This is a genomic window from Micromonospora sp. WMMC415, from assembly GCF_009707425.1.
Taxonomy (GTDB): Bacteria; Actinomycetota; Actinomycetes; order Mycobacteriales; family Micromonosporaceae; genus Micromonospora.
The window spans coordinates 686,026-711,087 of record NZ_CP046104.1 but is presented as its reverse complement, the minus strand read 5'-3'; the positions used below and the strand labels follow the sequence as shown (position 1 = coordinate 711,087).

The following is a 25,062-nucleotide window of genomic DNA, read 5'->3' as shown; positions in this document are numbered from 1 at the left end:
TTAAGAAGGGGCCCTTCCTATGCAAAAGGCGTTAAGAGGGGGCCCTTCCTTCCGCCCGGACCGTGCCGAGCAGGTGTGGGCGGGCGTGGGAGTCGTGGATGGCGAAGTTTCCGGTGGGGGTGCTGTTGAAGTTGACCGTGCTGGGTAGGGGCAGCGGCAGCTTGAACGCCACGTCGACCGTGTAGGCGTCCGGCAGCCGGGGCTCCAGCGCGGCCAGGCAGCGCGCCTTGCTCCACATGCCGTGGGCGATCGGGCGCCGGAACCCGAACAGTCGCGCGCCGAGCCGCGAGGTGTGGATCGGGTTGTGGTCGCCGGAGACCCGCGCGTAGGCCGTACCGACCGACGGCTCGACCCGCCAGCGGGCCGAGGCGGCCGGCGCCAGGGTCGGCTCGGCCCGGTCGCGCCGCTCGCCGCCGCCGGGCGTGCGCTCCTTCCCGAGGTACGTGGACACGCCGCGCCAGACCTCCTCGCCGCCGACCGAACCCACCAGCACCACGTCCACCACCCGGCCCCGGTCGTGCGGGCGCAGGTTCTCGGCGTACGTGGTGAAGTCGAGCGTCTCGTCGGCGCGGATCGGCCGGTGGACGGTGATCCGGTTGCCGACGTGGACCACGCCGGTGAGCGGGATCGGGAAGTCCGGGGCGGTCATCAGGCGCAGCGCCAGCGGGAAGCCCATGATGTGCGGGAAGGTGGCGGGCAGCCGGTCGGTGAGCCGGAACCCGCACACCCGGTCGTACGCGGCGAGGTGACTCCGGTCCACGGCGACCTCGGCGACGGCCAGCTCGACCGACGGCGGCTGCGGAGCGCGCCGGCCGCGGCGGCCGGGCAGCGCGCCGAGCAGCGCCCGGCGGTAGAGCGCCCCCGCCGCCGGCATCTGCGCCAGTTCGACGCGGGACCGAACGACCCGCGCGGCGGTCGCGGTCAGGTCGTGCGTCCGGTCGTCGGCGAGCGCCGACAGGTCGTGGGTCGACTCGAGGCTCACGTCGTGGCCGCCGGGGTGCGGCGCCGCGAGGTCGCGTTCGGGGATGACCTGGGTGGGACCCTCGATCAGCTCGTCGACGGTGAGGTCGTCGGATGGTTCCTTCGGGCCCGCCATCACGCCCCCAGCAGACTCTGGCCGCAGACCCGGACGACGTTGCCGCTCACCGCGCCGCTCGCCGGCCAGGCGAGCCAGCCGATCGTCTCGGCCACGTCGACCGGCAGGCCGCCCTGGGACAGGCTGTTCATCCGCCGGCCCGCCTCGCGCAGCATCAGCGGGATCCGGGCGGTCAGCCGGGTCTCGATGAACCCCGGGGCGACCGCGTTGACGCTGATCCCGCGGCCGCTCAGCGCCGGCGCGAGCGACTCCACCAGGCCGATCACGCCGGCCTTGCTGGTGGCGTAGTTGGTCTGCCCGCGGTTGCCGGCGATCCCCGCGATCGAGGAGACCGAGACGATCCGCCCGCCGGCCGGGATCAGCTCACGTTCCAGCAGCACGTCGTTGATCCGCTCCTGGCTGGACAGGTTGACGTCGAGCACCGAGTCCCAGCGGTCGACGTCCATCCGGCCGAGGGTCTTGTCCCGGGTGATGCCGGCGTTGTGCACCACCACGTCGACCCGGCCCTGCCGGCTTGCCAGGTGCTCGGCGAGCCGGGCCGGCGCGTCCGGGGTGGTCAGGTCGAGCTGGACGGCGGTCCCGCCGATCTCGTTGGCCACCCGGGCCAGCTCGTCGCCGGCGGCCGGGATGTCCAGGGCGACCACCTGGGCGCCGTCGCGGGCGAGGACCCGGGCCAGTGCCGCGCCGATCCCGCGCGCCGCGCCGGTGACCAGCACGATCTGCCCGTCCAGCGGGCGGTCCCAGTCGGCGGGCGGCTCCGCCCGCCCGGTGCCGATCCGGACCACCTGCCCGGACACGTACGCGGACCGGCCGGAGAGCAGGAACCGGAGGGTGGCGTCGAGGCTGGTGAGCGTGCTCGCGTCACCGCTCGGGGTGACGTGGACGAGCTGGGCGGTGACGCCCCGGCCGAACTCCTTGCCGATGCTGCGGGTCAGCCCCTCCAGGGCCCGCTGCGCGGTGGCCTCCCGGGGCGACGGGCACTCGGCGGGCGTGGTGCCCAGCACGATGACCCGCCCGCTGGGCAGCACCGAGCGGGCATGGGGGTGGAAGAAGTCGTACAGCTGGCGGAGCCCGGTCGAGTCGGTGATGCCGGTGGCGTCGTACACCAGGGCGCCGAAGCGTGCGCTGGCCGGGGCCGGCTGTGCCGACGTGTCCCCGGCCGGTTCGACGGCGGCCGGGTCGCGCAGCTCGACCCCGGCGGCGGTCAGGATCTTGCCGACCGGCTCGACGAGGCGGCCACCGGCGGCGGCGCCGAGTAGGACGGGCCCGGGGAGGAGCGGGTCGCCGGAGCGGTGCCGGCGCAGGCGCGGCGGGTCGGGCAGCCCGAGGCGCTTGACCAGCGCGCGGCCGGCCCCCGATTGGACGAAGCTCGCGTACCTGTCGGTCATAGGCGTAGCCTACTGGCGAGTAGGTTGAGAGCAAGCCTTTCGAGGAGGCGGGATCGTGCAGAACATCCGGCGGGTCGCGGTCATCGGCGGCAACCGCATTCCCTTCGCACGCTCCAACTCGCGGTACGCGGAGGCGTCCAACTCGGACATGCTCGGCGCGGCGCTCGACGGGCTGGTGGCCCGCTACGGGCTGGCCGGCCAGCGCGTCGGCGAGGTGGTGGCCGGGGCGGTGCTGAAGCACTCGCGGGACTTCAACCTCACCCGCGAGGTGGTGCTCGGCTCGAAGCTCGACCCGCACACCCCCGCGTACGACGTCCAGCAGGCCTGCGGGACCGGCCTGGAAGCGGCCATCCTGGTCGCCAACAAGATCGCCCTCGGCCAGATCGACGTCGGCATCGCCGGTGGCGTCGACACCACCTCGGACGCGCCGCTCGCCGTCAACGAGGAGATGCGCCGCACGCTGCTCAAGCTGAACGGCGCCCGCACCCTCGGCGAGCGGCTGAGGATCGCCGCGCGGCTCCGGCCGACGCAGCCGTTCCGGCCGGACATCCCGCGCAACGCCGAGCCGCGCACCGGGCTGTCGATGGGGGAGCACGCCGCCCGCACCGCCGTCCGGTGGCAGATCGACCGGCGGTCCCAGGACGAGCTGGCGCTGCGGTCGCACCAGCGGCTCGCCGACGCGTACGAGCGGGGTTTCTTCGACGACCTCATGACGCCGTACCTCGGGCTGACCCGCGACCAGAACCTGCGGCCGGACACCACCCTGGAGAAGCTCGGCGGCCTCCGGCCGGTCTTCGGGACGAAGGGGCCGGACGCCGACCAGGCCACCATGACCGCCGGTAACTCCTCGCCGCTGACCGACGGCGCGTCCACCGTGCTGCTCGCCAGCGAGGAGTGGGCGCGGGAGCACAGCCTGCCGGTGCAGGCGTGGTTCACCTGGTCGGAGACCGCCGCCGTCGACTTCGTGCACGGCGACGAGGGGCTGCTGATGGCACCCGCGTACGCCGTGCCCCGAATGCTGGCCCGCGCCGGCCTGACCCTCCAGGACTTCGACTACTACGAGATCCACGAGGCGTTCGCCTCGCAGGTGCTGGCCACCCTGGCCGCGTGGGAGTCGCCGGAGTTCTGCAAGGACCGGCTGGGCCTGGACGCCCCGCTCGGCGCGATCGACCGGGACCGGTTGAACGTCAACGGTTCCTCGCTGGCCGCCGGGCACCCCTTCGCGGCCACCGGCGGCCGGATCGTGGCGACGCTCGCCAAGCTGCTCGCGGAGAAGGGCGGCGGCCGGGGCCTCATCTCGATCTGCGCGGCCGGTGGTCAGGGCGTGACCGCGATCCTGGAGCGCTGACCGGAAACGAGGAACCGGCGCCCGCCACGGAGATCCGAGCCGACGGCGGTGGTGCGCGCGATCAGCGGTCGTGTGCCCGCCGCGTCGGCCACGACGAACCGGCGGTTGGCGTGGGCGAACAGGGCTACCCGTCCACCACCCAGGTCGACGAGGTCGAACCGCTCGTTGCTGCCGGCGGTGGTGCTGTTCGCGATCAGCGGCTTCGTACCCGCCGGGTCGGCCGTCACGAAGCGCCTGACGATCGCCTGTCGGAGCGACTTGTTCGCATCGGCGACATTCGCCCGGTAGAACTTCGTTGCGGGCCCGACCGCCGTCGCGCTCGGGATCAACGATCCGGAGGCGTTGGTACTGACGTACCGGCCGTTGGCGGCGGACTTGAGACTGACGGTGCCGTCGCTGTTCTGCTGCATCGTGAACCGCTGCGGCGTGGTCACGGTGGGAAGCCCAGGCGTCAACGCCGCACTACCCGTGGCGTCCGTGGTGAGGTAGCCCTGATCGGCCCGCGAGAAGAGGGCGACCTGGCCGTTGCCGGCGTCGGCGACGTCGAACTCCGCCGTCGAGTCCAGCGTGGTCCGGTTCGGCCCCAGCGGACCGCCGGACTTCGGGTCGCGCCCGACGTAGCGCTGGTTGCCCACGGCGAGCAGGCCCACCGTCGCGAGCCGCCGCAGCACGCTCACGTCCCTGCCGGCGCTGGTCGAGCGGTTGTCGGTGCCGATGACGTCGACGGCGACGTGGTAGTTGCCCGGCTTGGCGTAGCGATGGGTGATCCTCGGCGACGTCTGGGTGACGGTCGTGCCGTCGCCGAACGTGAAGCGGTACGAGGCGATCAGCGCGCTGCCGGGCTGCGACGCCGAGGCGTCGAGTTGCACCGAGTCGGCGGCCAGATTCAGGACCGCACGAAGCTGGGCGCTGGGATAGCGGACCAACTCGGTAGCGCCGCGGTCGGCGTACGAAGTCGGACTGGCGCCGGTGTTCGGTACGGCCCAGTCGTCGACGCGCGCGACGCCCCACTCGTCGGTGGTCTGGTACCCGGGGGCTGCCGAGTTCGCCGAGTCCCGCTTGTCAACGTTGTTGTCACTCTCGCGGTCGTGTGCGGCCTGACCCGACGCCGTACGGAACGCCGCGAGGGTCATCCGGGTGCCGTTCCAGCCGTAGATCGTGGAGGACGGCAGCACGGCGCCTGGCGGCCGACCGGTGTTGCCGACCGTTCCTACCGTGGACGCAGCCCGCCCGGACCTCACCGGTGACGGGGTCTCGCGAGGGGAGTGGTCATGTCCGGTCCAGCCCTGCTCCGCACCACCGTCGTCGCCCTGGTCGCCGCGCTGGCGGTCGCCGGCTGCGGGTCCGCCGGCACGAGCACCTCGGAGTCCAGCGCCACGACCTCGGTCACCGAGACCCCGGGCGGAGTGCCGACGTCCGGACCGGGCACATCCGCTCCCGGCACGACGGCGGGCGGGCAACCGGCCGGCGGTGGCCCGACCGGCACGGGGGCGACGGGCGGCACCGGCAGCAGCGGCGGGAAGTCCGGCGCCGGGTCGACGACGAGCACCGGCCCGTCCATCACCTACTTCCGGGTCGCGCAGCAGCCGTCCTGCCCAGCGGGCACCAGCGCCAACCCGATCGCCGGCACGTCGGTCGTCCTCGAGTGGAAGGCCAGTAACGTCGACTCCGTCGCCCTGTCCGTCGACGGCCCGGGCGTGTACGCCGACAACTACCCGCCCACCGGCAGCGAGACCCTGAACTTCCCCTGCTCCGGGTCGGAGGGCGACGTCCAGCGGCACACCTACCTGCTGACGGTCCGCAACGCCCACGGCACGCAGACGAAGACCCTCGTGGTGACCGCGACCGTGCACGACGTCCCGGAGGTGTGACGTCGCCCTGACGGAACCGCTATCCGGATCTGCTGACGTCACCCGTCGGTCGACACCGCGCCGTCGCCGTCGCGTAGCCAGCCGAGAAACCGCGCGTACAGCGCCTCGACCGGCAGGTGACGTAGATCCGACACCGCGTCGGCCAACTGCATGCCCAGGTAGACGCCGAGCGCGGGGCGGTCCCTGGCGTACCGGTCGAGCAGGCGCTGCCGGCGGTCCGGGCATGGCCAGGCCTGCCCGCAGCCGGCGCAGCACCAGTCCGGCCGGACCGGCACGTGCGCGATCGGGCACGGCTCCGGCTTGATCCGGACGGCGTCGATGCGGGCGAGCACCCGTCTCTGGCGCGGGCCGCGCGGGTCGCCGAGTTCGACGCCACGCAGGTGGATCCAGAGGCCGTCGCTGTGTCGCTCCCGCCGGCCCAACTCGACCACCCGCAGGGTCAGGGTGCCGAGGCCGTAGCAGTAGTGCTGCTCGGCCAGCTCGACCACGTCGCCCACGCGGAACGGCAGCCCGGGGAGTGCGGTCACGGCGTGACCCCGGCGTTCGGATCGGTAGGGGCGGCACCGAGCCGGATGAGCCAGACGAACGTGAGCAGCGGCGCGCGGCGCGGCGGCTGCGCTGTAGTCCTCGTCTGCGTCGAGGTCCGTCCCTGAGTTGCCGTCGCCGACCCGAACCAGTCCCGCCAGCCGGCCCGCCGGCGGCGCGGCTGGCGAGCGGGCAGCACCGGGCGGCCCAGGTCCACCAGGCGGTTTGCCGCCGCGTTGGCCGGACCGCAGGGCCCGGGGACCAGGCAGACCGCGCAGAAGCCGCTTTCCCGATCAGGTACGTGGCTTGCCAGGATCTCGCGTGCCGCCTCGGCCTCCGCCACCTCGCGGTGCCAGGACCGGCTGACCGCGGATCGGTACACACCCATCTCCCACTCCCGTTTAGCGGGGGCGGGCGCCCACGGCGTCCCCACCGCCGAAGGCGAGTGCGGCGGTCAGGGTGCCGTTGTCGAACGACAGGCATACGCCCGCCCCGTCAGGGGCCACTGCGCGCCATCGGACGCGCATCGAGAACCTTACTGCTTATCTAATAAGGCAGCAAGGATGTGACGCCGTGAGGGTAAAGGGGGATGGATACCCTTGCCGACGGAGTCGGCAAGGAGGCGAAGATGGGCGAACGTCAGTGGCTCAGTGTCTCGATGCCCTACGTTCGGCCGGATGATGCTCATGGTGGCGACGCATGGGGCGCCGATGCCGCGGGGCAAGGCGGAATTGGCACGCAGCGACTGCTCGATGTGCGTGAAGTGGTGCCGGTCGCCGAGGTGGCTGAAATTTTTCGCCTGGAACCGGGCGATCGCCTGATCGTCCGACGCCGGTTGATGCTGCTGGACGGTCAGCCGGTGGAGTTGACCGACTCGTACTACCCAATCTCCATCGCCCGCGATACCGCCCTTGCCGAGCAGCGGAAGATCCGCGGTGGGGCCGTCAGGCTGCTCGCTGAGTTGGGCTATCGTCCGAAGCGAGTACGGGAAGACGTCTACACGCGTCAGCCCGACGCGGCCGAGCGGCGCATGCTCGACCTGACCGGTCACGATTGGGCACTGGGCCTCACCCGTGTGCTGAGCACGGAAGAAGGCGTACCGGTCGAGGTCAGCATCATGACGATGGTGCCGTGGGGCCGGCGCCTACGATACGAGCTGTCGATCGACTGATGGAGCGGGAGCCTGACATGGCCAGCGGAACCGATGGCCGCCCGCGCCATGAGCAGATCGCGGCCGACCTCCGGTCCCGCATCATGTCCGGCGAACTTGCTCCGGGGTCGCAGTTGCCGTCGATCCCGACGCTCGTGCAGCTGTATTCCGCTGCCACCGCGACGGTGCAGCGCGCCCTCGGCGCGCTGAAAGCGGAGGGCGCTGTCTACAGCGAGGTCGGTCGGGGCGTCTACGTCCGGCGGAGGCGGCCGCTGGCTGTCGAGGCGTCGGCATACGTCACCCCTTCGCCCGAGGGCTACGCCTATCGCCTCCTTTCCGTGGCGGAGGTCGTGCCACCAGGGGAGGTGGCGCACGGCTTGGAGTTGACCGAAGGCGAGCGAGCCATCCTGCGGCATCGGCTGCTCCTGCACGACGACGAGCCGGTCGAACTGTCCTGGTCGTATTATCCGGCGGCCATCGCCAGGGGCACCGAGCTGGCTGAGCATCGCAAGATCAGGGGCGGAGCGCCAAGGCTCTTGGCGGACCTCGGCTATCCGCAGCAGCACATGCGCGACCGTGTGTCGGCACGGATGCCCACGACGGAGGAGATCGAGGAGCTCGACCTGCCGCCGTACGTACCAGTGCTGCGTCAGCTGCGGGTGATCCGCTCGGTCGATGGTCGCCCGGTCGAGGTTTCGGTTCTCGTCAAGGGCAGCCACCTGCATGAGCTGCACTACGACCAGGATGCTCTGACGCAGAGCACCTGACCTGCCACGGCCTTCCGGCCGACTGGGTTAGACCTGCGCGTGCGACTGCCAGCAACGCCCACGGCACGCAGACGAAGACCCTCGTGGTGACCGCGACCGTGCACGACGTTCCGGAGGTGTGACGCGACCCGCGCCGGTCCGGAGACCCCCGCGGCCGCCGCCGGCGCGTACGGGAGAATGCGGTACGTGACGACGATCCCCAACGTGCTCGCCAACCGGTACGCCTCGCCCGAACTGGCTGCCCTGTGGTCCCCGGAGGAGAAGATCCGGATGGAGCGGCGGCTGTGGCTCGCCGTCCTCCGGGCACAGCGGGACCTCGGCGTCGCCGTGCCGGACGGGGTGGTCGAGGCGTACGAGAGGGTGCTCGACCAGGTCGACCTCGCCTCGATCGCCGAGCGGGAGCGGGTCACCCGGCACGACGTGAAGGCCCGCATCGAGGAGTTCAGTGCCCTCGCCGGGCACGAGCACGTGCACAAGGGGATGACCTCCCGGGACCTCACGGAGAACATGGAGCAGCTCCAGGTGCGGGCGTCGTTGGAGCTGATCCGGGACCGGGTGGTCGCCACCCTGGCCCGCCTCGCCCGACTCGCCGTCGAGCATTCCGACCTGGTCATGACCGGTCGTTCGCACAACGTCGCGGCGCAGGCGACCACGCTGGGCAAGCGCTTCGCGTCGGCCGCCGAGGAGCTGCTGATCGCGTACGAGCGGCTGGACGACCTGATCGGCCGGTACCCGCTGCGGGGGATCAAGGGCCCGGTGGGCACCGCCGCCGACCAGCTCGACCTGTTCGACGGCGACGCCGACAAGGTCGCCGAGCTGGAGCGGCGGGTCGCCGAGCACCTCGGCTTCAACCGGGTGCTGAACAGCGTCGGGCAGGTCTACCCGCGCTCGCTCGACTTCGACGTGCTCTCCGCGTTGGCGCAGGTCGCGGCCGGGCCGTCGTCGCTGGCGACCACGATCCGCCTGATGGTCGGCCAGGAGCTGGCCACCGAGGGCTTCCAGCCGGGTCAGGTCGGGTCCAGCGCTATGCCGCACAAGATGAACACCCGCTCGTCGGAGCGGGTCAACGGCTTCGCGGTGATCATCCGGGGTTACCTGTCGATGGTCGGCGAGCTGGCCGGCGACCAGTGGAACGAGGGCGACGTGTCCTGCTCGGTGGTGCGCCGGGTGGCCCTGCCGGACGCCTTCTTCGCCGCCGACGGGCTGTTCCAGACGTTCCTCACCGTGCTGGACGAGTTCGGGGCGTACCCGGCGGTGATCAACCGTGAGCTGGAGCGCTTCCTGCCGTTCCTGGCCACCACCAAGATCCTGGTGGCGGCGGTCCGGCGGGGTGTGGGTCGCGAGGTTGCCCACGAGGTGATCAAGGAGCACGCGGTCGCCGTCGCCCTCGCCATGCGGGAGAAGGGCGCCCCCGAGAACGACCTCTTCGACCGCCTCGCGGCGGACGGCCGGTTGGGCCTGAACCGGGCCGAGATCGACGAACTGGTCGCCGACCGGCGGGCCTTCGTCGGCGCCGCCCCGGCCCAGGTCCAGGCGGTGGTCACCCGCGTATCCGAGGTGGCGGCCGCCCACCCGCAGGCGGCCACCTACACCCCACCCCCGATCCTCTGACCCCACCCCACCCCACCCCACCCTTCCCGGCCCCCACCCGCCCTTCCCGGCCCCCACCCGCCCTTCCCGGTTGATCATGAAGTTAGCGGGTGAGTCGATCTCCAAACCACCCGCTAACTTCATGATCAACGCCGTTGGGGTGGGTGGGGTGGGGTGGGGTGGGGTGGGGGTCAGGAATCGCGGGTGGGGGTTTCGGCGGCTGTGCGGAGGTTCGGGGCGCTGGCCGGTTCGGCGATGCCGCCCGGCTCCTCCGCGAACTCGCCCTCGTGGGCCGTCTCCGCGGCGACCAGCGGCTGGTCGGGGGGCATGACGTCGGGAACCTTGGGTACGACGATCACCGCCGTGCCGTACGCGCAGATCTCCATCCACATCTCGCCGCAGTCCCGACTGTCGAACCGCATGCCGATCACCGCGTTCGCGCCCAGCCGGCGGGCCTCCTCACCGAGCCGGGCCACCGAGTCGGTGCGCCAGCGGGTCAGGTTGTCCGGCGCCATCGGGTCGTACGCGCCGCCGCGCAGATTCTTCACGCCCTCGCGGTACGGGTTCCGCGTCCTGGCCATCGAGGAGACCACCTCGCCGAGGATCTGGCGGATCTCGTAGCCGGGAAGTTGATCCGTCGTCACGACCAGCACGTTTCCGATGCTGTCAGCCGATCGTGGGGCCCAACGTGAGCCCTGTTCACCTGGTCGGATGCTGAAAAACCGCGCGGCGCGGACGGCCGGCGCTCCGCCGACCATCCGCGCCGCCCGAGGCGCTAACCGTCAGACACCGGCCACCGAGGTGATCCAGGCCCGGTTGTACGCGACACTGCCGTAGTTCTGGATGCTGGAGCCGTCGGCGGTCGAGGCGACGCCCACCTGGCGGCCGTTGTAGAACTGCGGGCCGCCCGAGTCGCCCCGCCACGCGTTGCCGTTGATCCGGGTGCTCCGGATGGCCTGCCCGCCGTACGCGTCGCTGGCGCTGTTGCTGGTGACCCGGACGCTGGCGGTCTTGAGCTGGCTGGAGGCGGAGCAGCCGCTGTAGCAGGTCATGCCCCAGCCGTAGATCGAGTTCGTCGAGCCGATCGGCGGGTTGCTGCTGGCGAGCGTGACGTAGCTGGTGCTCACCGAGCTGGACAGCCGCATCAGGGCCAGGTCGTACCGGCCGTAGGTGGCGCTCACGGTGCGGGTGACGCCGCCGGAGGAGCGGTAGACGCTGCCGACCCGGACGGACATCGTCCCGCCGAGGCAGTGCCGGGCGGTGAGCACCCACTGCGGGGCGATGATCGTGCCCGAGCAGGTGAACGAGCCGTTGCTGAACACCGCGGCGGCCCACGGCGCCGACGAGACGTAGCCACCCCCGATGATGTAGGGCGTGGGTGTCGGGTTGGCGACGGCGCCGGAGCTGGCGCCGAGCACGCCGGCCACCGCGGTGGCGAGGACCGCGACCAGGGATCGGATGCGCATGTGAGGGCTCCTTCGGGGTTGGCCCGGGTTCACCGGGTCCGGCCTGCCGGCCGACGGCTCGGGTGGCTCGCCGGCCGGGGACTTCCATCGACATCTGACGATGTACGGTAGGGCTCTGAGATGTGGTTCACAAGTGTTTCATCGAAAACCATCAATTGAATCATGGCGTGATGCCCGACCGGGCAAAGGCGGGCGAACGGGGTCGGACGGCAACGGAACCGCATCGGGACGGCAACGAACCCGCATCGGTCTCCGGCCCCCCGCGCTGACAATGTCGATCACTGCCTGAACCGCGTACGGCCGGTGCGTCCGAGGCGGCATCTGCCAGGTAGGCTGGCTGCGCTCGCCCGTAGTGGGTCGGCACCCAACTGCGTACACAGTCAGGAGTGCCCAGTGCCTCGCGTCGTCGTCGACGTCATGCTCAAGCCCGAGATCCTCGATCCGCAGGGCCAGGCCGTCGCAAACGCGCTGCCCCGGCTCGGCGTCAGCGACGTCGCCTCCGTCCGGATCGGCAGGCGGATCGAGATCGAGTTCACCGGTGAACCGGACCTGGACCGCGCTCGGGAGATCGCCGACAAGTTGCTCGCCAACCCGGTCATCGAGGACTTCACCGTCCGCCTGGTCGAGGCCGACGAGACCGTGGACGCCCGCTCGTGACCGCCCGGGTCGGTGTGGTCACGTTCCCCGGATCGCTCGACGACGGGGACGCCGCCCGGGCCGTCCGGATCGCCGGAGCCGAGCCGGTCCGCCTCTGGCACGGTGACCCGCAGCTGCACGGGGTGGACGCGGTCGTCCTGCCCGGCGGCTTCTCCTACGGCGACTACCTGCGGTGCGGTGCGATCGCCCGGTTCGCCCCGGTCATGGAGACGATCGTGGACGCCGCCCGGGGCGGCCTGCCGGTGCTCGGCATCTGCAACGGCTTCCAGGTCCTCTGCGAGGCCCACCTGCTGCCCGGCGCGCTGACCCGCAACCAGCACCTGCACTTCCGCAACCGCGACCAGGTCCTCCGGATCGAGTCGGCCGGCACCGCGTGGACGAACGCGTTCCAGCCCGGCCAGGAGGTGCTCATCCCGGTCAAGAACGGCGAGGGCTGCTACGTCGCCGACACCGCGACGCTGGACCAGCTCGAGGCCGAGGGCCGGGTCGTCGCCCGCTACGTCGGGGGCAACCCCAACGGGTCCCAGCGCGACATCGCCGCCATCACCAACGCCGCCGGCAACGTGGTCGGCATCATGCCGCACCCGGAGCACGCGGTGGAGGCGCTCACCGGCCCCTCCCTGGACGGCCTCGGCTTCTTCACCTCGGTGCTCAAGCACCTGGTGGGGGCCCCGGCGTGACCGTGCGCGGCATCATCGGTCGGCTCACCCGCCCGACGGGCGGCCCTGAGCGCAGCGAGGAGAGCTCATGACCACCCAGGACCCGGTCCGGGAGACCTCGGACGCCATTCCGGCCGCGCCCGCAGCGCCGGCCGGGGAAGCCGTGCCCGCCGACTGGGCCGACGGCGTGGACACCGTCCCCCGCGCCGGCGGCACGCCCGGTGAGCTCCAGCCGTACACCGAGCTGGGCCTGCGGGACGACGAGTACGAGCGGATCCGGCAGATCCTCGGCCGCCGGCCCACGCAGGCCGAGCTCGCGATGTACTCGATCATGTGGAGCGAGCACTGCTCCTACAAGTCCAGCAAGGTGCACCTGCGCCAGTTCCAGGAGAAGGCGCCGCCGAGCGACCGGATGCTCGCCGGCATCGGCGAGAACGCCGGCGTGGTCCGGGTCTCCGACGAGCTGGCGGTGACCTTCAAGGTCGAGTCGCACAACCACCCGAGCTTCGTCGAGCCGTACCAGGGCGCCGCGACCGGCGTCGGCGGCATCGTCCGGGACATCCTCGCCATGGGCGCCCGCCCGGTCGCGGTGATGGACCCGTTGCGCTTCGGTGCGGCCGACCACCCGGACACCGCCCGCGTCCTGCCCGGCGTGGTCGCCGGCGTGGGCGGCTACGGCAACTGCCTCGGCCTGCCCAACATCGGCGGCGAGGTGGTCTTCGACCCCTGCTATCAGGGCAACCCGCTGGTCAACGCGCTCTGCCTCGGCGTGTTGCCGGTCAGCCGCCTGCAGAACAAGGCCGCCGTCGGCCCCGGCAACGTCGTCGTGCTGATGGGCGCGAAGACCGGCCGGGACGGCATCGGCGGCGTGTCGGTGCTGGCCAGCGCCACCTTCGACGAGGGCAGCGAGCAGCGCCGCCCGTCGGTGCAGGTCGGCGACCCGTTCATGGAGAAGCTCCTGATCGAGGCGTGCCTGGAGCTGTACGACGCCCAGCTGGTCGCCGGCATCCAGGATCTGGGCGGTGCCGGCCTCACCTGCGCGCTCACCGAGACCGCCGCCGCGGCCGGCACCGGCATGCGGGTCTGGCTGGAGCGGGTGCCGCTGCGCGAGCCCTCGATGGAGCCGCACGAGATCCTGGCCAGCGAGTCCCAGGAGCGGATGTTGCTGGTCGTCGAGCCGGACAAGCTGGAGGCCGTGCTCAAGACCGCCGAGAAGTGGGGCGTCTGGGCCACCGCGATCGGCGAGGTCACCCCGCCGGCGCCGGACGGTCAGCCGGGCCGCCTGGTCATCACCTGGCGGGACCACCTGGTGGTCGACGTGCCGCCGGGCTCGCTGGTGGACGACGGCCCGGTGTACGCCCGCCCGATGCGCGAGCCGGCCGACCTGATCCTGCTCCAGGCCGACCGCGCGGAGACGCTGCCCCGGCCGAGCGACCCGGAGGCGCTGCGGGAGACCGTCCTGCGGATGATCGCGTCGCCCAACCTGGCCGACAAGACCTGGGTCACCGAGCAGTACGACCGGTACGTCCTGGGCAACACCGTGCTCGCCCAGCCGGAGGACTCCGGCGTGATCCGGATCGACGAGCGCACCGGCCTCGGCGTCGCCCTGTCCGTCGACGGTAACGGCCGGTACGCGCGCCTCGACCCGTACCACGGCGCCAAGCTCGCGCTGGCCGAGGCGTACCGGAACGTGGCCGTGACCGGCGCGAAGCCGATCGCCGTCACCGACTGCCTCAACTTCGGCTCGCCCGAGGACCCGGGCGTGATGTGGCAGTTCGCCGAGGCCGTCCGCGGCCTGGCCGACGGCTGCGCCGAGCTGGGCATCCCGGTGACTGGCGGCAACGTCAGCTTCTACAACCAGACCGGTGCCGCCGCCATCCACCCGACCCCGGTGGTGGGCGTGCTGGGCGTGCTGGACAACGTCGCCGATCGGGTGTCGATGGGCTTCGTCCCGCGCGGCGGCGGCGACCACGACCAGATCTACCTGCTCGGCGAGACCCACGTGGAGCTGTCCGGCTCCGAGTGGGCGTGGGTGACCCACGAGCACCTCGGCGGCGTACCCCCGCAGGTCGACCTCGCCCGCGAGCGGGCGCTCGCCGACCTGATGGCGGAGGCCGCGCGGGTCGGACACCTCAGCTCCGCGCACGACCTGTCCGACGGCGGTCTCGCGCAGAGCCTGGTCGAGTCCTGCCTGCGGCGGGGCGTCGGGGCCCGGATCGCCGTGCCGGAGCGGTTCGAGAGCGGATCGATGCCGTTCGTCTTCCTGTTCAGCGAGTCCGCCGGCCGTGCGCTGGTCTCGGTGCCGCGCGGGCACGAGAAGGCGTTCACCGCGCTGGCCGCCGAGCACGGCGTACCGGTCGAGCTGATCGGTGTCACCGACCCGGCCGGCGGTGCGCTGGAGGTGCACGGCCAGTTCCGGATCGGCCTGGACGAGCTGCACGCCGCCCACACCGCCACCCTGCCCCGCCTTTTCGGTGGGTCGGAGATCCTGGAGGTGGACGCCCCGGCGGCCGGCGTGGCCGGCGCCGTCGAGGCGGTGCCCCTGGCCACCGCGACCGACGCCGAGCCGGTCGACCCGGCCGAGGTCGTGAGCGAGCCGATCGCCTCGTCCGGCCCGGACCCGGTGACCGGCGCACCCGAGCCGATCGTCGAGCCCGGGGAGCCGTCGGGCGGTGTCGCTTCGCCCGGTGGCGTGATCGCGACCCCGCCGACCGAGACGGCCGAGGAGCGGGCGACGGCCGGCGACGCCACCGAGGCGTCCGACCCGGGCTCCGGTGACTCCGAGCAGCCCCCCGCTCCCGACGAGCGCTGAGGTGTTGGCCGCCGCCGTCCACTCCCAGCCCGGATCGGGCGCCCGGTTCGAGTGGGGGTTGGCGGGGGCGGCCGAGTTCGGCCGCGTCTGCGCGGTCCTGGTGGTGGTGGACGTGCTCTCGTTCACCACCGCCGTGGAGGTGGCCGTCTCCCGGGGCATGCGGGTCCACCCGTTCCCGTGGGGCGAGCAGGCCGCCGAGTACGCCGTCCGCGTCGGCGCCGTCGCCGCGGTCGGCCGCCGACGCACCACCCCGGACCATCCGTGGTCACTGTCGCCGGCGGCCCTGCGCACCGCGCCGGCCGTCGCCGACCTGGTCCTGCCCTCACCGAACGGCTCGGCCATCAGCGCCGCCGCGAGCGCCACCGGCCTGCCGGTCGTCGCGGCCTGCCTGCGCAACGCCCGCGCCGTCGGGCGGTGGCTCCGCCACCAGGGGTACGGCTCGACGGACGCGCCGATCGGCGTCGTCGCCGCCGGGGAGCGCTGGTCGGACGGGTCGCTGCGCCCCTCCGTGGAGGATCAGCTCGGTGCCGCCTGCGTCCTCGACGCGCTGTCCGGGGTGCCGGGCGGCCTGTCCGTCGAGGCGGCCATGGCGCTCGCCGCACTCGCCAGCACACCGGACGTCCCGGCGGCCGTCCGGGGCTGCGTCTCCGGTCGGGAACTGGCCGAGGGCGGATTCGCCGAGGACGTGGAGATCGCCGTGGAGGTCGGCGTCTCGGGCGTCGTGCCGGTGCTCCGCCAGGGCGTCTTCACCCGCGCCTGACCGGTACCGCAGCCTGCACCGCTCGGCGGCTGCCACGGTCCGCCGGATCCCGCGCCCTCCTTCCCGGGATCTCTGCTCGCCCGTGCCAGCCGATGCCACCGGCCGAGCGCCGCATGTCATGCGCGCGCCCTTTGCTCTGCTTCAACCTACGCAACGGAAATGCCAGAAAACCATTGCGTCCGGTGAAGCAGAGCAAAGGGCACGAATGTCTTCCAGGCGTCGTCGTACCGATCACGTTGGGGCCGGACCGTCGACGATGTGCGCGGTCCAGCACCACCTCGCAGATAGCCGACCGTGCCGGAGACGAGGGAGGGGCCGTCCGATGCCGGACGGCCCCTCAGCGTTCGTCGTGTTCCGGTGTCAGTCGTCCAGCCAGTCCAGGCGGCGACCGCCGCGGTCCTGCGGCGGGCCGTCGGGTCGGCCCCGGCCGGCCTGCGCCGGGTCGCCGTACCCGCCGCCACCGTAGCCGCCCTGGTCGTAGCCGCCGCGGTCGTCGTAGCCGCCGCGCTGGGCGGCCGGGGGCTCCTGGCCGTAGCCGCCCTGCTGGCCGTACCCGCCGCTGCTGTAGCCGCCCTGGTCGTAGCCGCCGCGGTCGTCGTACCCGCCGCGGTCGTCGTAGCCACCGCGCTGGGCGGCCGGGGGCTCCTGGCCGTAGCCGCCCTGCTGGCCGTACCCGCCGCTGCTGTAGCCGCCCTGGTCGTAGCCGCCGCGCTGGTCGTACCCGCCGGTCGGCTCGCCGGCCCGGCCGTAGGGCGCGGAGTCGGCCTGGCCGTAGGGCGCGGAGTCGGCCTGGCCGTAGCCGCCGTCCTGCTGGTACATGCCGGTCGCGTACGGGTCGGCCGGTGCCGGGTACTGCGTGGCGTCGCCCTGGTAGCGGCCGGTCGGCTCGTCGTACCGCTCGCCGTAGCCGGGCGCGCCGCCCGTAGCCGGTGGGTAGCCCGCCCCGGCCGCGGCGCCGGCGGGGGCGCCGTAGTCGTTGCCGCCGTATCCGCCACCGGACGCGTTGCCGTAGCCGCCACCGGAGGACGGCGCGTTGCCGTAGCCGCCACCGGACGACGGCGCATTGCCGTAGCCGCCGCCCGAGGACGGCGCGTTGCCGTAGCCGCCGGCGCCGTAGCCGGCCGGCGCGGCGGGCTCGTCGCCGTAGCCGCTGCCGGCCCAACCGCCGCCCTGGCCGGCGGGAGCGCCGTACGGCTGTGGGGGAGCGCCGTACGGGTCCGGCGGGACGTCGTCGACCACCGGGCGGTGCATCATCGTCGGGGCGTCGCCGAGACCGGCGCCGCCGACCATCGTGGGAGCCGCCCCGGCCGGGTTGACCACACGGGTGTGGTCCTCGGCCCCGCGGTACGCGCCCCGGGCGGCGGGCACGGCGCCGGCGGCAGCGGCCGGGCCGTCCTCGGCGTCTTCACCGTTCTCCTTGCGCCGCATCCAGAGCAGCACGATCGTGCCGACACCGGCGGCGACGAGGAGACCGCCCAGCAGGATGATCAGCAGCGAGCCCATGCCGCCCGAGTCCGCGTTGCTGGCGTTGGTCGGGGCGGCCGCCGCGGCGTCGGCCGACTCCTCGGTGACCTCCTCGGTCACCTCCTCGGTGGGTGCCGCCTCCACGGACGCCGACGGCGTGGCGCTCGGCGTCGTCTCGGCCTTGATCGCGAGGGTGAGCCGTTGGCCGGTGATGGACTGCCCGGCAGAGGCGTTCAAGCTTTTCGTGGTGGTGACGTTGTCGAAGCTCGCGCCGATGTCGATGCGGCCGGGAGCGATGGGCTTGCTGGTGGTGCCGGTGAAGCGGAAGTTGCCATTTCCGTCGGCGATGGTGTCGAAGCTGCCGCCCTTCGCGTCCTTGAGGGCCACGTAGGCGTTCGGCACCGCTTCGCCGCCCTGGTTGACCACCTTGCCGGAAATCGACTTCACGGTCTGCGCCTGCGTCGGCTCCGGGGCGGCCTTGCCCTTGACGCTGAGCTGGAACGTGGCCGTGCCGGGACCCGAGTCGGCCTCGACCGCGACGGTGACCGTGACGTTGGCGTCGGTGGCGTTGTCGTTCGCCTTGATCGTCACCAGTTGCGACTTGGGCAGGTTCGGCGGGTTGAAGCGGAGCTCGTCGCACCCGCGGGAGCAGGTGACGCCGGAGGGCAGCCCGGAGAGGCTGATCCGAGCGGTCTCGTCGTTGTTGCGCGGCGTGACGGTGACAGTGACCGTGGCGTCGCTGCCGGCGTTGACGGTGACCGAGCCGGGGGTGACCGCCACGTCAGCCGCGAACGCGGGGGTGGGGGGGACGGTGAGCAGGGCGCCGACAACCAGCGCCACGACCACACCGGCCCGCTGCTTCCAGGCACGTCGGTGTGTTGACACGTCCACCGCCCTTCCGGACTGACTTACCCTCCACGGCCGGCGGGCGCCGGGCCGGGAATCATCACGGTACGAATACGCCGTCGGCAACTATGCCTTGTCTGACCGGATCAGCGCGACCCAGGGCCGGCGTGATGCGCGCTGCGCGTGGGTCGTATCGTCCCGTCGTGTCCTCTCCGCACGTTAAGTCCGCCGCGGTCGCGGCGGCGTTGTCGGCGCTCGACGAGGGGCGCACGCCTGATCGGTCGGTGTACCGAGGGGCGGTCCGTGCCCTGTTGACCGCCCTCGCGGAGCGCGCCCCCGGCCGATCGGTGGAGGTGCGTGTCCCACCTTACGGTGCAGTTCAGTGCGTTTTGGGTCCTCGACACACCCGTGGCACCCCGCCGAACGTGGTGGAAATGGACCCGGAGACCTGGCTGCGGGTCGCCACCGGTCGCCTCGACTGGGCCGAGGCGGTCACGGAGGGTCGCGTGCGGGTGAGCGGGACCCGGGCGGACCTTTCCCCGTACCTGCCGCTCTAGCTGCGACGATGATCGGCGTCCGGTGACGGCCCGCAGCCATTTCGTGACTTTCTGTGTCGCTTCGGGTTCGCGTACACTGTCAGGCGACGACAGTGGTCCCGGCCGAACAGTGCGGATCCCGCGATCCCGCGAGGCCAGTCCAGCATGAGGGAGCGGCAGGTGCCCCGAGGCGATGGCCGGCTGAGCCACGACCTTGATCCCCAACGTCCCGGCCCCCAGGACGCGTGTGGCGTCTTCGGCGTCTGGGCGCCCGGCGAGGAGGTCGCCAACCTGACGTACTTCGGGCTGTACGCGTTGCAGCACCGGGGGCAGGAGGCGGCCGGCATCGCGGTCAGCGACGGCTCGGGCGTGGTGGTCTACAAGGACCTCGGCCTGGTCGCCCAGGTCTTCGACGAGCCGACCCTGGCCAGCCTGCGTGGGCACGTCGCCATCGGCCACGCCCGCTACTCGACGACCGGCGCCTCGAACTGGGAGAACGCCCAGCCGACGATCCGGTCCACCACCTCCGGCACGACGATCGCGCTGGCCCACAACGGCAACCTGGTCAACACCGCCGACCTCCAGCGGGAGGTCGGCGAGCGAGGGCTGGTCGCCGACGGCGCCACCAACGACACCTCCCTCGTGACGATGCTGCTCGCCAGCCGGCCGGACCTGTCGGTCGAGGCCGCCGCGCTGGAGGTGCTGCCGCGGCTGCGCGGCGCGTTCAGCTTCGTCTTCATGGACGAGTCGACGCTGTACGCCGCCCGCGACCCGCACGGCGTCCGCCCGCTGGTGCTCGGCCGGCTGGAGCGCGGCTGGGTGGTCGCCAGCGAGACCGCCGCACTGGACATCGTCGGCGCGAGCGTGGTCCGAGAGGTCGAGCCCGGGGAGCTGATCGCGATCGACGAGGACGGGCTGCGCTCCACGCGGTTCGCGCCGCCGGAGCCCAAGGGCTGCCTCTTCGAGTACGTCTACATCGCACGTCCGGACGCCACCATCGCCGGCCGCAACGTCCACGCGGCGCGGGTGCAGATCGGCCGTCAGCTCGCCAAGGAACACCCGGTCGAGGCCGACCTGGTGATCCCCGTGCCGGAGTCCGGCACGCCGGCCGCCATCGGCTACGCCGCCGAGTCCGGCATCACGTACGGCGCCGGCCTGGTGAAGAACCCGTACGTCGGGCGGACCTTCATCCAGCCGTCACAGACGCTGCGCCAGCTCGGCATCCGGCTCAAGCTCAACCCGCTCCGCGAGAACGTACGCGGCAAGCGGCTGGTCGTGGTCGACGACTCCATCGTCCGTGGCAACACCCAGCGGGCCATCGTGCGGATGCTCCGCGAGGCCGGCGCGCTGGAGGTGCACGTCCGCATCTCCTCCCCGCCGGTGACCTGGCCGTGCTTCTACGGCATCGACTTCGCCACCCGGGCCGAGCTGCTCGCCAACGGGCTGGACAACGAGGGAGTCCGCCGGTCGATCGGCGCCGACACCCTCGGGTACGTCTCGCTCACCGGCCTCATCGCGGCCACCGAACAGCCGAAGAGCCGACTCTGCCGGGCCTGCTTCGACGGCGAGTACCCGATCGAGCTGCCCGCCGCGAACCTGATCGGGAAGCACGTCCTGGAGGGGGTCGGCCGGCGGGTCACCGCCGAGACCTCCGAGCAGCGCGGCCTTCCGGTCGTCGTAAGCACCCACCACCCGTAGCACCACCGGGTGCGGCCCGGCCGGCGCCGGTCCGCATCGGAACCACCAAAGGGGAGAACCGTGACGCACGTGTCCGAGCGCAGCGGCGCAGGAAGCAGCCCGACCGGCGCTGGCGGCGACCGCCAGCCCTGGACGGCCGGCACCGGCCGCCCGGCGCGCAAACGCGCGGTCTCGTACGCGGACGCCGGGGTCTCGATCGAGGCGGGTGACCGGGCGGTCGAGCTGCTGAAGTCCAAGGTCAAGCAGACCCGGCGGCCCGAGGTGATGGGTGACCTGGGCGGCTTCGCCGGCCTGTTCCGGCTGGACACGCAGAAGTACAAGAACCCGATCCTCGCCTCGTCCACCGACGGCGTGGGCACCAAGCTGGTCATCGCGCAGCAGATGGACATCCACGACACGGTCGGCATCGACCTGGTCGCGATGGTGGTGGACGACCTGGTGGCCTGCGGCGCCGAGCCGCTGTTCCTGCTGGACTACATCGCCACCGGCGAGGTCGTCCCGGACAAGGTCGCCGAGATCGGCGCCGGCATCGCCGACGGCTGCCGGTACGCGGGCTGCGCGCTGCTGGGCGGCGAGACCGCCGAGCACCCGGGCGTGCTCCGCCCGGACGAGTACGACATCTCCGCCACCGGCGTCGGCGTGGTGGAGGAGAGCGAGATCCTCAGCTCGGAGCGGGTCGAGGTGGGCGACGTCGTGATCGCGATGCGGTCGTCCGGCCTGCACTCCAACGGGTACTCGCTGGTCCGGCACGTCCTGCTCGGCGCCGGCCGGATGCGGCTCGACGTGGTCATCGAGGACTTCGGCCGCCAGCGCACGCTCGGCGAGGAGCTGCTGACCCCGACGAAGATCTACGCGCAGGACTGCCTGAAGCTGATCGCCGAGGCGGAGGTGCGGGCCCTCGCGCACGTCACCGGCGGCGGCATCCCGGGCAACCTGGTCCGGATCCTGCCGGAGCACGTCGACGCGGTGGTCAACCGCTCCACGTGGAAGCCGCAGCCGATCTTCGACCTGGTGCAGTCCAAGGGCCGGATCGAGGACCCGGAGATGGAAGCGACGTTCAACATGGGCGTCGGCATGTTCGCGATCGTCTCGGCCGAGGACGCGGACCGCGCGCTGGCCACCCTCACCGGGCGCGGGGTCGACGCCTGGCAGGCCGGCGAGATCATCGAGGGCTCCGGCAACGTCCAGATGATCGGGCAGCACACCCGCGGATGATCACGCTCTGGTGATCGTACGGGCACCTGATCAGGGCTTCACCCGAGTGGCCATCGCCGCCTAGCCTGAAGGGCACCCTCAACGCTGCCGGGCACGCCTGTGCCTGGACAGCTCCTCAGGCGCGGCAGAGGAGGGCGATGGCTGCTCGGGGACGGTCGATCGGCGGGATGCGTGGCCTGGCCACCGTCCCGACGTACGTCGTGATGCAGCCCACCACCCTCTGCAACCTCGACTGCGCGTACTGCTACCTGCCGTTCCGGGCGGTCGACCGGCGCATGCCGGTTCCGGTGGCGGAGGCGGTGGCGGCGTCGGTCAACCCGTGGGCGCGGGCCGGCCGGTTCTCGGTGGTGTGGCACGGCGGTGAGCCCCTCGCTGCCGGCCGGGAGCACCTCGCAGCGCTGATCGCACCGTTCGGGCCGGAGGTCGAGCACCACGTCCAGACCAACGCGACGCTGATCGACGACGACTGGTGCCGGTTCTTCGCCGAGCACCGGGTCCGGGTGAGCGTCAGCGTGGACGGGCCGCGGGAGCGCAACGGTGACCGGGTCGGCCGGGGCGGGCGGCCGGCGTACGACCGGATCGTGCGCGGTGTGGAGGCACTGCGCCGGCATGGGCTGCCCTTCTCGGCGCTGGCCGTGGTGGGCCGCCCGGAGCCCGGTCTCGCCACCGAGCTGTACGACTACTTCCTCGACCTCGGCCCCGAGGTGCTGGGCGTCAACATCGAGGAGACCGAGGGCGTCAACACGCGGGACAACAGCCACGATCCCGCGGCGGTGACCGCGTTCTGGGCAGAACTGGTGGCGGCCTGGCGCCGGGACCCGCGGATCCATCTGCGCGAGGTCGAGTGGTCGCTGCGGTACGCCGCCGCGGTGCTCGACGGCACCGCCGACGATCTGCTGCCCCGCCGGCTGGACCCGATCCCCACCGTCGGCCACGACGGGTCGGTGACCGTCCTGTCGCCCGAGCTGGCCGGCTTCACCGATCCCCGGTACGGCGACTTCAGCAGTGGCAACGTGCTGGTCGCGCCGCTGGCGGAGATCCTCGCCGGCGCCGAGGGGACGCCCTGGGTCGGCGAGTTCCTCACCGGTGTGGAGGCCTGCCGGACGTCCTGCCCGTACTTCGGATTCTGTGGCGGCGGTCACGCCGCCAATCGCTACTTCGAACTGGGGCGTTTTGACGGTACGGAGACCGAACACTGCCGCAACAGCAAGATCCGCCTACTGGAGGGAGTGTTGGAGCATGCCAGAGACCACCGGTCACCGGCAGCCTGAGCGAGCGACGGGGGTCGCCCTGGAGGAGGTCGCCGACCGCGTCCGCGCGGCGGGCCCGAGCCTGTCCGCGTTGCTCCAGGAGGCCGAGGTCGCGCGTCGACAACGTGCGGAGGTGGCGGGTGGCGACGGTGCCAGTGCGGTCTGCGCCTGGAACCACTTCGAGAACATCCCGACCTTCTACAACTGGAACAACCGCCCGCGCTGAACACGGGCGGCCGCCGAGCCAGGGGCCGGCCGGACGGGGTCCGGCCGGCCCCTGGGCTTTCAGTCGGGACGCCGCTGCCGAACGGGCACATACGTGAGCACGCGGGGCTTACCGCGTGCTCAGTTGCGACCGGGGGTCAGCGGGTGGGACGGACCCAGGACTCCGGGTCGTCGTCCGCGTGGTCCTCGTCATCGTCGTCGACATACTCTTTGTAGTCGTCGTCGAAGTCGTGGTCCGACTTGCGGCTGCCGCCGAGTTCTCGCTGCAAGGCGGCGAGGTCGGTGTTCGGGGAGTGGTACTTCAACTCCCGGGCCACCTTTGTCTGCTTGGCCTTAGCACGGCCGCGCCCCATGGCTCGACCCCCTCGCACAGAATGCGGGGCAGCCCGAAGGCGGGCCCCGATGACGTCAGGCATCTCTCGTGGCTCTTACGGTACATGGGGATGCCGTCGTTCGGCACCTCGGGTTACCGTCGACCGGCTCCGCGCGTCGCGGTGGTCCAGCCGTCACACAGTGTACCCGGTAAGGACCGATCGCGTGTGCGCCCGTGACACCGGACAATTCGCCTCGAAAAGAGCTTAACGGCGGCGGCAGGGTTCGGGAGGCCGGGGGCGGAACCGGCTGGCGCCGCCCCCGGGACCCGGGTCAGGGCAGGTGGATCGTCCGCAGCCGGCCGACCTCCGCCATCCGGCGCTCGGCCAGCCGGTCCGCCGCCACCGCCGGCGGCACGCCCTCGGCGTCGGCGAGCTGGAGGATCTCCCGCGTGGTGTCGTAGATCTTCGTGGCCCGCAGCTTGGCCCGCTCGAAGTTGAAGCCCTCGATCTCGTCGGCGACCTGGATCACCCCGCCGGCGTTGACCACGTAGTCGGGCGCGTACAGGATGCCGCGGTCGGCGAGGACCTTCTCGATGCCCGGGTGGGCGAGCTGGTTGTTGGCCGCGCCGGCGACCACCTTGGCACGCAGTACCGGCACCGTGTCGTCGTTCAGGGCGCCGCCCAGCGCGCACGGGGCGTACACGTCGATGTCGGCGGCGACGAGCGCGGCGGCGTCGTCGGCCAGCGTCACCTGCGGGTAGGTCGTGCGGGCCCACTCCAGGGCCTTCGGGTTGACGTCGGTCGCCACCACCTCGGCGCCGTCGTCGACCAGGTGGCCGACCAGGTACTTGCCGACCTTGCCCAGGCCGGCCACGCCGACCCGCTTCCCGTGCAGCGTCGGCGCACCCCAGACGTGCTCGGCGGCGGCGCGCATGCCCTGGAAGACGCCCCAGGCGGTGAGGACCGAGGAGTCACCCGCGCCGCCGTGCTCGACGCTGCGGCCGGTGACGTACCGGGTCTCGCGGGCGACCACGTCCATGTCGGCGACGTAGGTGCCGACGTCGCAGGCGGTGTAGTAGCGGCCGCCGAGCGACTCGACGAAGCGGCCGTACGCGCGCAGCAGCGCCTCGCTCTTGACCTGCTCCGGGTCACCCCAGATGACCGCCTTGCCGCCGCCCAGGTCCAGACCGGCGAGGGCGTTCTTGTACGCCATGCCGCGGGACAGGTCGAGCACGTCGGCGAGGGCGGCCTCCTCACTCGCGTACGGGTAGAACCGGGTGCCGCCGAGCGCCGGGCCCAGCGCGGTGGAGTAGATGCCGATGATCGCCTTGAGGCCGGTCTGCTTGTCCTGGCAGAACACGACCTGTTCGTGGCCGGTCGACCCCGGGTCGTCGGTGGTGGCGAATACGCCCATGACTCGCTCCT

At 72.3% G+C, this 25,062-nt stretch carries 23 protein-coding genes and 1 pseudogene; 14 read left to right on the top strand and 10 right to left on the bottom strand.

Annotation, left to right across the window (positions count from 1 at the left end):
* Positions 1 to 31 precede the first annotated feature (31 nt).
* A complete protein-coding gene (locus GKC29_RS03485; RefSeq protein ID WP_155333962.1) occupies positions 32 to 1,096 on the bottom strand; it encodes a MaoC/PaaZ C-terminal domain-containing protein in 1,065 nt (354 codons plus the stop codon).
* On the bottom strand, positions 1,096 to 2,484 hold the full coding sequence (locus GKC29_RS03480; protein WP_155329448.1) for a 3-oxoacyl-ACP reductase: 1,389 nt from the start codon (positions 2,482 to 2,484) through the stop codon (positions 1,096 to 1,098). The genes GKC29_RS03485 and GKC29_RS03480 overlap by 1 nt, the downstream gene beginning before the upstream one ends.
* 55 nt (positions 2,485 to 2,539) lie before the next feature.
* On the opposite strand from GKC29_RS03480, the gene GKC29_RS03475 reads away from it, so the two are divergent.
* Positions 2,540 to 3,832, top strand: coding sequence for an acetyl-CoA C-acetyltransferase (locus GKC29_RS03475; protein WP_155329447.1), 1,293 nt, complete (start codon positions 2,540 to 2,542; stop codon positions 3,830 to 3,832).
* On the opposite strand, the gene GKC29_RS03470 is transcribed toward GKC29_RS03475, so the two are convergent.
* Positions 3,802 to 5,007 (bottom strand): PKD domain-containing protein, encoded by a 1,206-nt coding sequence (locus GKC29_RS03470; RefSeq protein ID WP_155329446.1) that lies wholly within the window; start codon positions 5,005 to 5,007, stop codon positions 3,802 to 3,804. The two genes, GKC29_RS03475 and GKC29_RS03470, sit on opposite strands and share 31 nt — an antisense overlap.
* Positions 5,008 to 5,103: 96 nt before the next feature.
* On the opposite strand from GKC29_RS03470, the gene GKC29_RS03465 reads away from it, so the two are divergent.
* Complete coding sequence (locus GKC29_RS03465) at positions 5,104 to 5,703, top strand: hypothetical protein (protein WP_155329445.1); 600 nt, start codon at positions 5,104 to 5,106, stop codon at positions 5,701 to 5,703.
* Positions 5,704 to 5,741: 38 nt separating this feature from the next.
* On the opposite strand, the gene GKC29_RS03460 is transcribed toward GKC29_RS03465, so the two are convergent.
* Positions 5,742 to 6,230, bottom strand: coding sequence for a hypothetical protein (locus GKC29_RS03460; protein ID WP_155329444.1), 489 nt, complete (start codon positions 6,228 to 6,230; stop codon positions 5,742 to 5,744).
* A complete protein-coding gene (locus GKC29_RS03455; RefSeq protein ID WP_155329443.1) occupies positions 6,227 to 6,616 on the bottom strand; it encodes a hypothetical protein in 390 nt (129 codons plus the stop codon). Before GKC29_RS03455 ends, GKC29_RS03460 begins: the two co-directional genes overlap by 4 nt.
* A 240-nt stretch (positions 6,617 to 6,856) precedes the next feature.
* Between GKC29_RS03455 and GKC29_RS03450 the strand changes: the two genes are divergently transcribed.
* The 3 genes from GKC29_RS03450 (at position 6,857) to purB (ending at position 9,756) form a co-directional block, all read left to right on the top strand.
* The gene (locus GKC29_RS03450; protein ID WP_155329442.1) at positions 6,857 to 7,399 is read left to right on the top strand and encodes a UTRA domain-containing protein; all 543 of its coding nucleotides are present in this window, start codon (positions 6,857 to 6,859) and stop codon (positions 7,397 to 7,399) included.
* 17 nt (positions 7,400 to 7,416) lie between these two features.
* Entirely contained in the window at positions 7,417 to 8,145 is a 729-nt protein-coding gene (locus GKC29_RS03445) for a GntR family transcriptional regulator (RefSeq protein ID WP_155329441.1), read from the top strand.
* A gap of 186 nt (positions 8,146 to 8,331) precedes the next feature.
* The gene (purB, locus tag GKC29_RS03440) at positions 8,332 to 9,756 is read left to right on the top strand and encodes an adenylosuccinate lyase (RefSeq protein WP_155329440.1); all 1,425 of its coding nucleotides are present in this window, start codon (positions 8,332 to 8,334) and stop codon (positions 9,754 to 9,756) included.
* 170 nt (positions 9,757 to 9,926) lie between these two features.
* On the opposite strand, the gene GKC29_RS03435 is transcribed toward purB, so the two are convergent.
* A complete protein-coding gene (locus GKC29_RS03435; protein WP_155329439.1) occupies positions 9,927 to 10,493 on the bottom strand; it encodes a YbjQ family protein in 567 nt (188 codons plus the stop codon).
* 24 nt (positions 10,494 to 10,517) lie between these two features.
* Positions 10,518 to 11,201 carry a DUF1986 domain-containing protein gene (locus GKC29_RS03430; protein ID WP_155329438.1) on the bottom strand — a complete coding sequence of 228 codons (684 nt, stop codon included), beginning with the start codon at positions 11,199 to 11,201 and terminating at the stop codon, positions 10,518 to 10,520.
* Positions 11,202 to 11,594: 393 nt separating this feature from the next.
* On the opposite strand from GKC29_RS03430, the gene purS reads away from it, so the two are divergent.
* From purS to GKC29_RS03410, 4 genes are all read left to right on the top strand, one after another.
* Positions 11,595 to 11,858, top strand: a complete 264-nt coding sequence (purS, locus tag GKC29_RS03425) for a phosphoribosylformylglycinamidine synthase subunit PurS (protein WP_155329437.1) — start codon at positions 11,595 to 11,597, stop codon at positions 11,856 to 11,858.
* Positions 11,855 to 12,538: a phosphoribosylformylglycinamidine synthase subunit PurQ gene (gene purQ / locus GKC29_RS03420; protein ID WP_155329436.1), complete on the top strand. Its 684-nt coding sequence runs from the start codon at positions 11,855 to 11,857 to the stop codon at positions 12,536 to 12,538. The genes purS and purQ overlap by 4 nt, the downstream gene beginning before the upstream one ends.
* A 67-nt stretch (positions 12,539 to 12,605) precedes the next feature.
* On the top strand, positions 12,606 to 15,329 hold the full coding sequence (purL, locus tag GKC29_RS03415; protein ID WP_155329435.1) for a phosphoribosylformylglycinamidine synthase subunit PurL: 2,724 nt from the start codon (positions 12,606 to 12,608) through the stop codon (positions 15,327 to 15,329).
* Positions 15,330 to 15,333: 4 nt separating this feature from the next.
* Complete coding sequence (locus GKC29_RS03410) at positions 15,334 to 16,089, top strand: 2-phosphosulfolactate phosphatase (RefSeq protein ID WP_155333961.1); 756 nt, start codon at positions 15,334 to 15,336, stop codon at positions 16,087 to 16,089.
* Positions 16,090 to 16,449: 360 nt separating this feature from the next.
* Here the strand turns inward: GKC29_RS03410 and GKC29_RS03405 are convergent.
* A pseudogene (locus GKC29_RS03405) lies at positions 16,450 to 18,472 on the bottom strand (hypothetical protein).
* 130 nt (positions 18,473 to 18,602) lie between these two features.
* Between GKC29_RS03405 and GKC29_RS03400 the strand changes: the two are divergent.
* The 5 genes from GKC29_RS03400 (at position 18,603) to amcA (ending at position 23,324) form a co-directional block, all read left to right on the top strand.
* Positions 18,603 to 18,956: a sterol carrier family protein gene (locus GKC29_RS03400; protein ID WP_155329433.1), complete on the top strand. Its 354-nt coding sequence runs from the start codon at positions 18,603 to 18,605 to the stop codon at positions 18,954 to 18,956.
* Positions 18,957 to 19,115: 159 nt separating this feature from the next.
* Positions 19,116 to 20,633 (top strand): amidophosphoribosyltransferase, encoded by a 1,518-nt coding sequence (gene purF / locus GKC29_RS03395; protein ID WP_155329432.1) that lies wholly within the window; start codon positions 19,116 to 19,118, stop codon positions 20,631 to 20,633.
* 60 nt (positions 20,634 to 20,693) lie between these two features.
* A complete protein-coding gene (gene purM, locus GKC29_RS03390) occupies positions 20,694 to 21,848 on the top strand; it encodes a phosphoribosylformylglycinamidine cyclo-ligase (RefSeq protein ID WP_155329431.1) in 1,155 nt (384 codons plus the stop codon).
* 167 nt (positions 21,849 to 22,015) lie between these two features.
* The gene (gene amcB, locus GKC29_RS03385) at positions 22,016 to 23,119 is read left to right on the top strand and encodes a cyclophane-forming radical SAM peptide maturase AmcB (RefSeq protein ID WP_305070158.1); all 1,104 of its coding nucleotides are present in this window, start codon (positions 22,016 to 22,018) and stop codon (positions 23,117 to 23,119) included.
* On the top strand, positions 23,088 to 23,324 hold the full coding sequence (gene amcA, locus GKC29_RS03380; RefSeq protein ID WP_155329429.1) for a multiple cyclophane-containing RiPP AmcA: 237 nt from the start codon (positions 23,088 to 23,090) through the stop codon (positions 23,322 to 23,324). The genes amcB and amcA overlap by 32 nt, the downstream gene beginning before the upstream one ends.
* Before the next feature lie 136 nt (positions 23,325 to 23,460).
* Here the strand turns inward: amcA and GKC29_RS03375 are convergent, their stop codons facing one another.
* The gene (locus GKC29_RS03375; protein ID WP_155329428.1) at positions 23,461 to 23,676 is read right to left on the bottom strand and encodes a DUF3073 domain-containing protein; all 216 of its coding nucleotides are present in this window, start codon (positions 23,674 to 23,676) and stop codon (positions 23,461 to 23,463) included.
* Positions 23,677 to 23,968: 292 nt separating this feature from the next.
* Positions 23,969 to 25,051, bottom strand: coding sequence for a Glu/Leu/Phe/Val dehydrogenase (locus tag GKC29_RS03370; RefSeq protein WP_155329427.1), 1,083 nt, complete (start codon positions 25,049 to 25,051; stop codon positions 23,969 to 23,971).
* Positions 25,052 to 25,062: the final 11 nt, after the last annotated feature.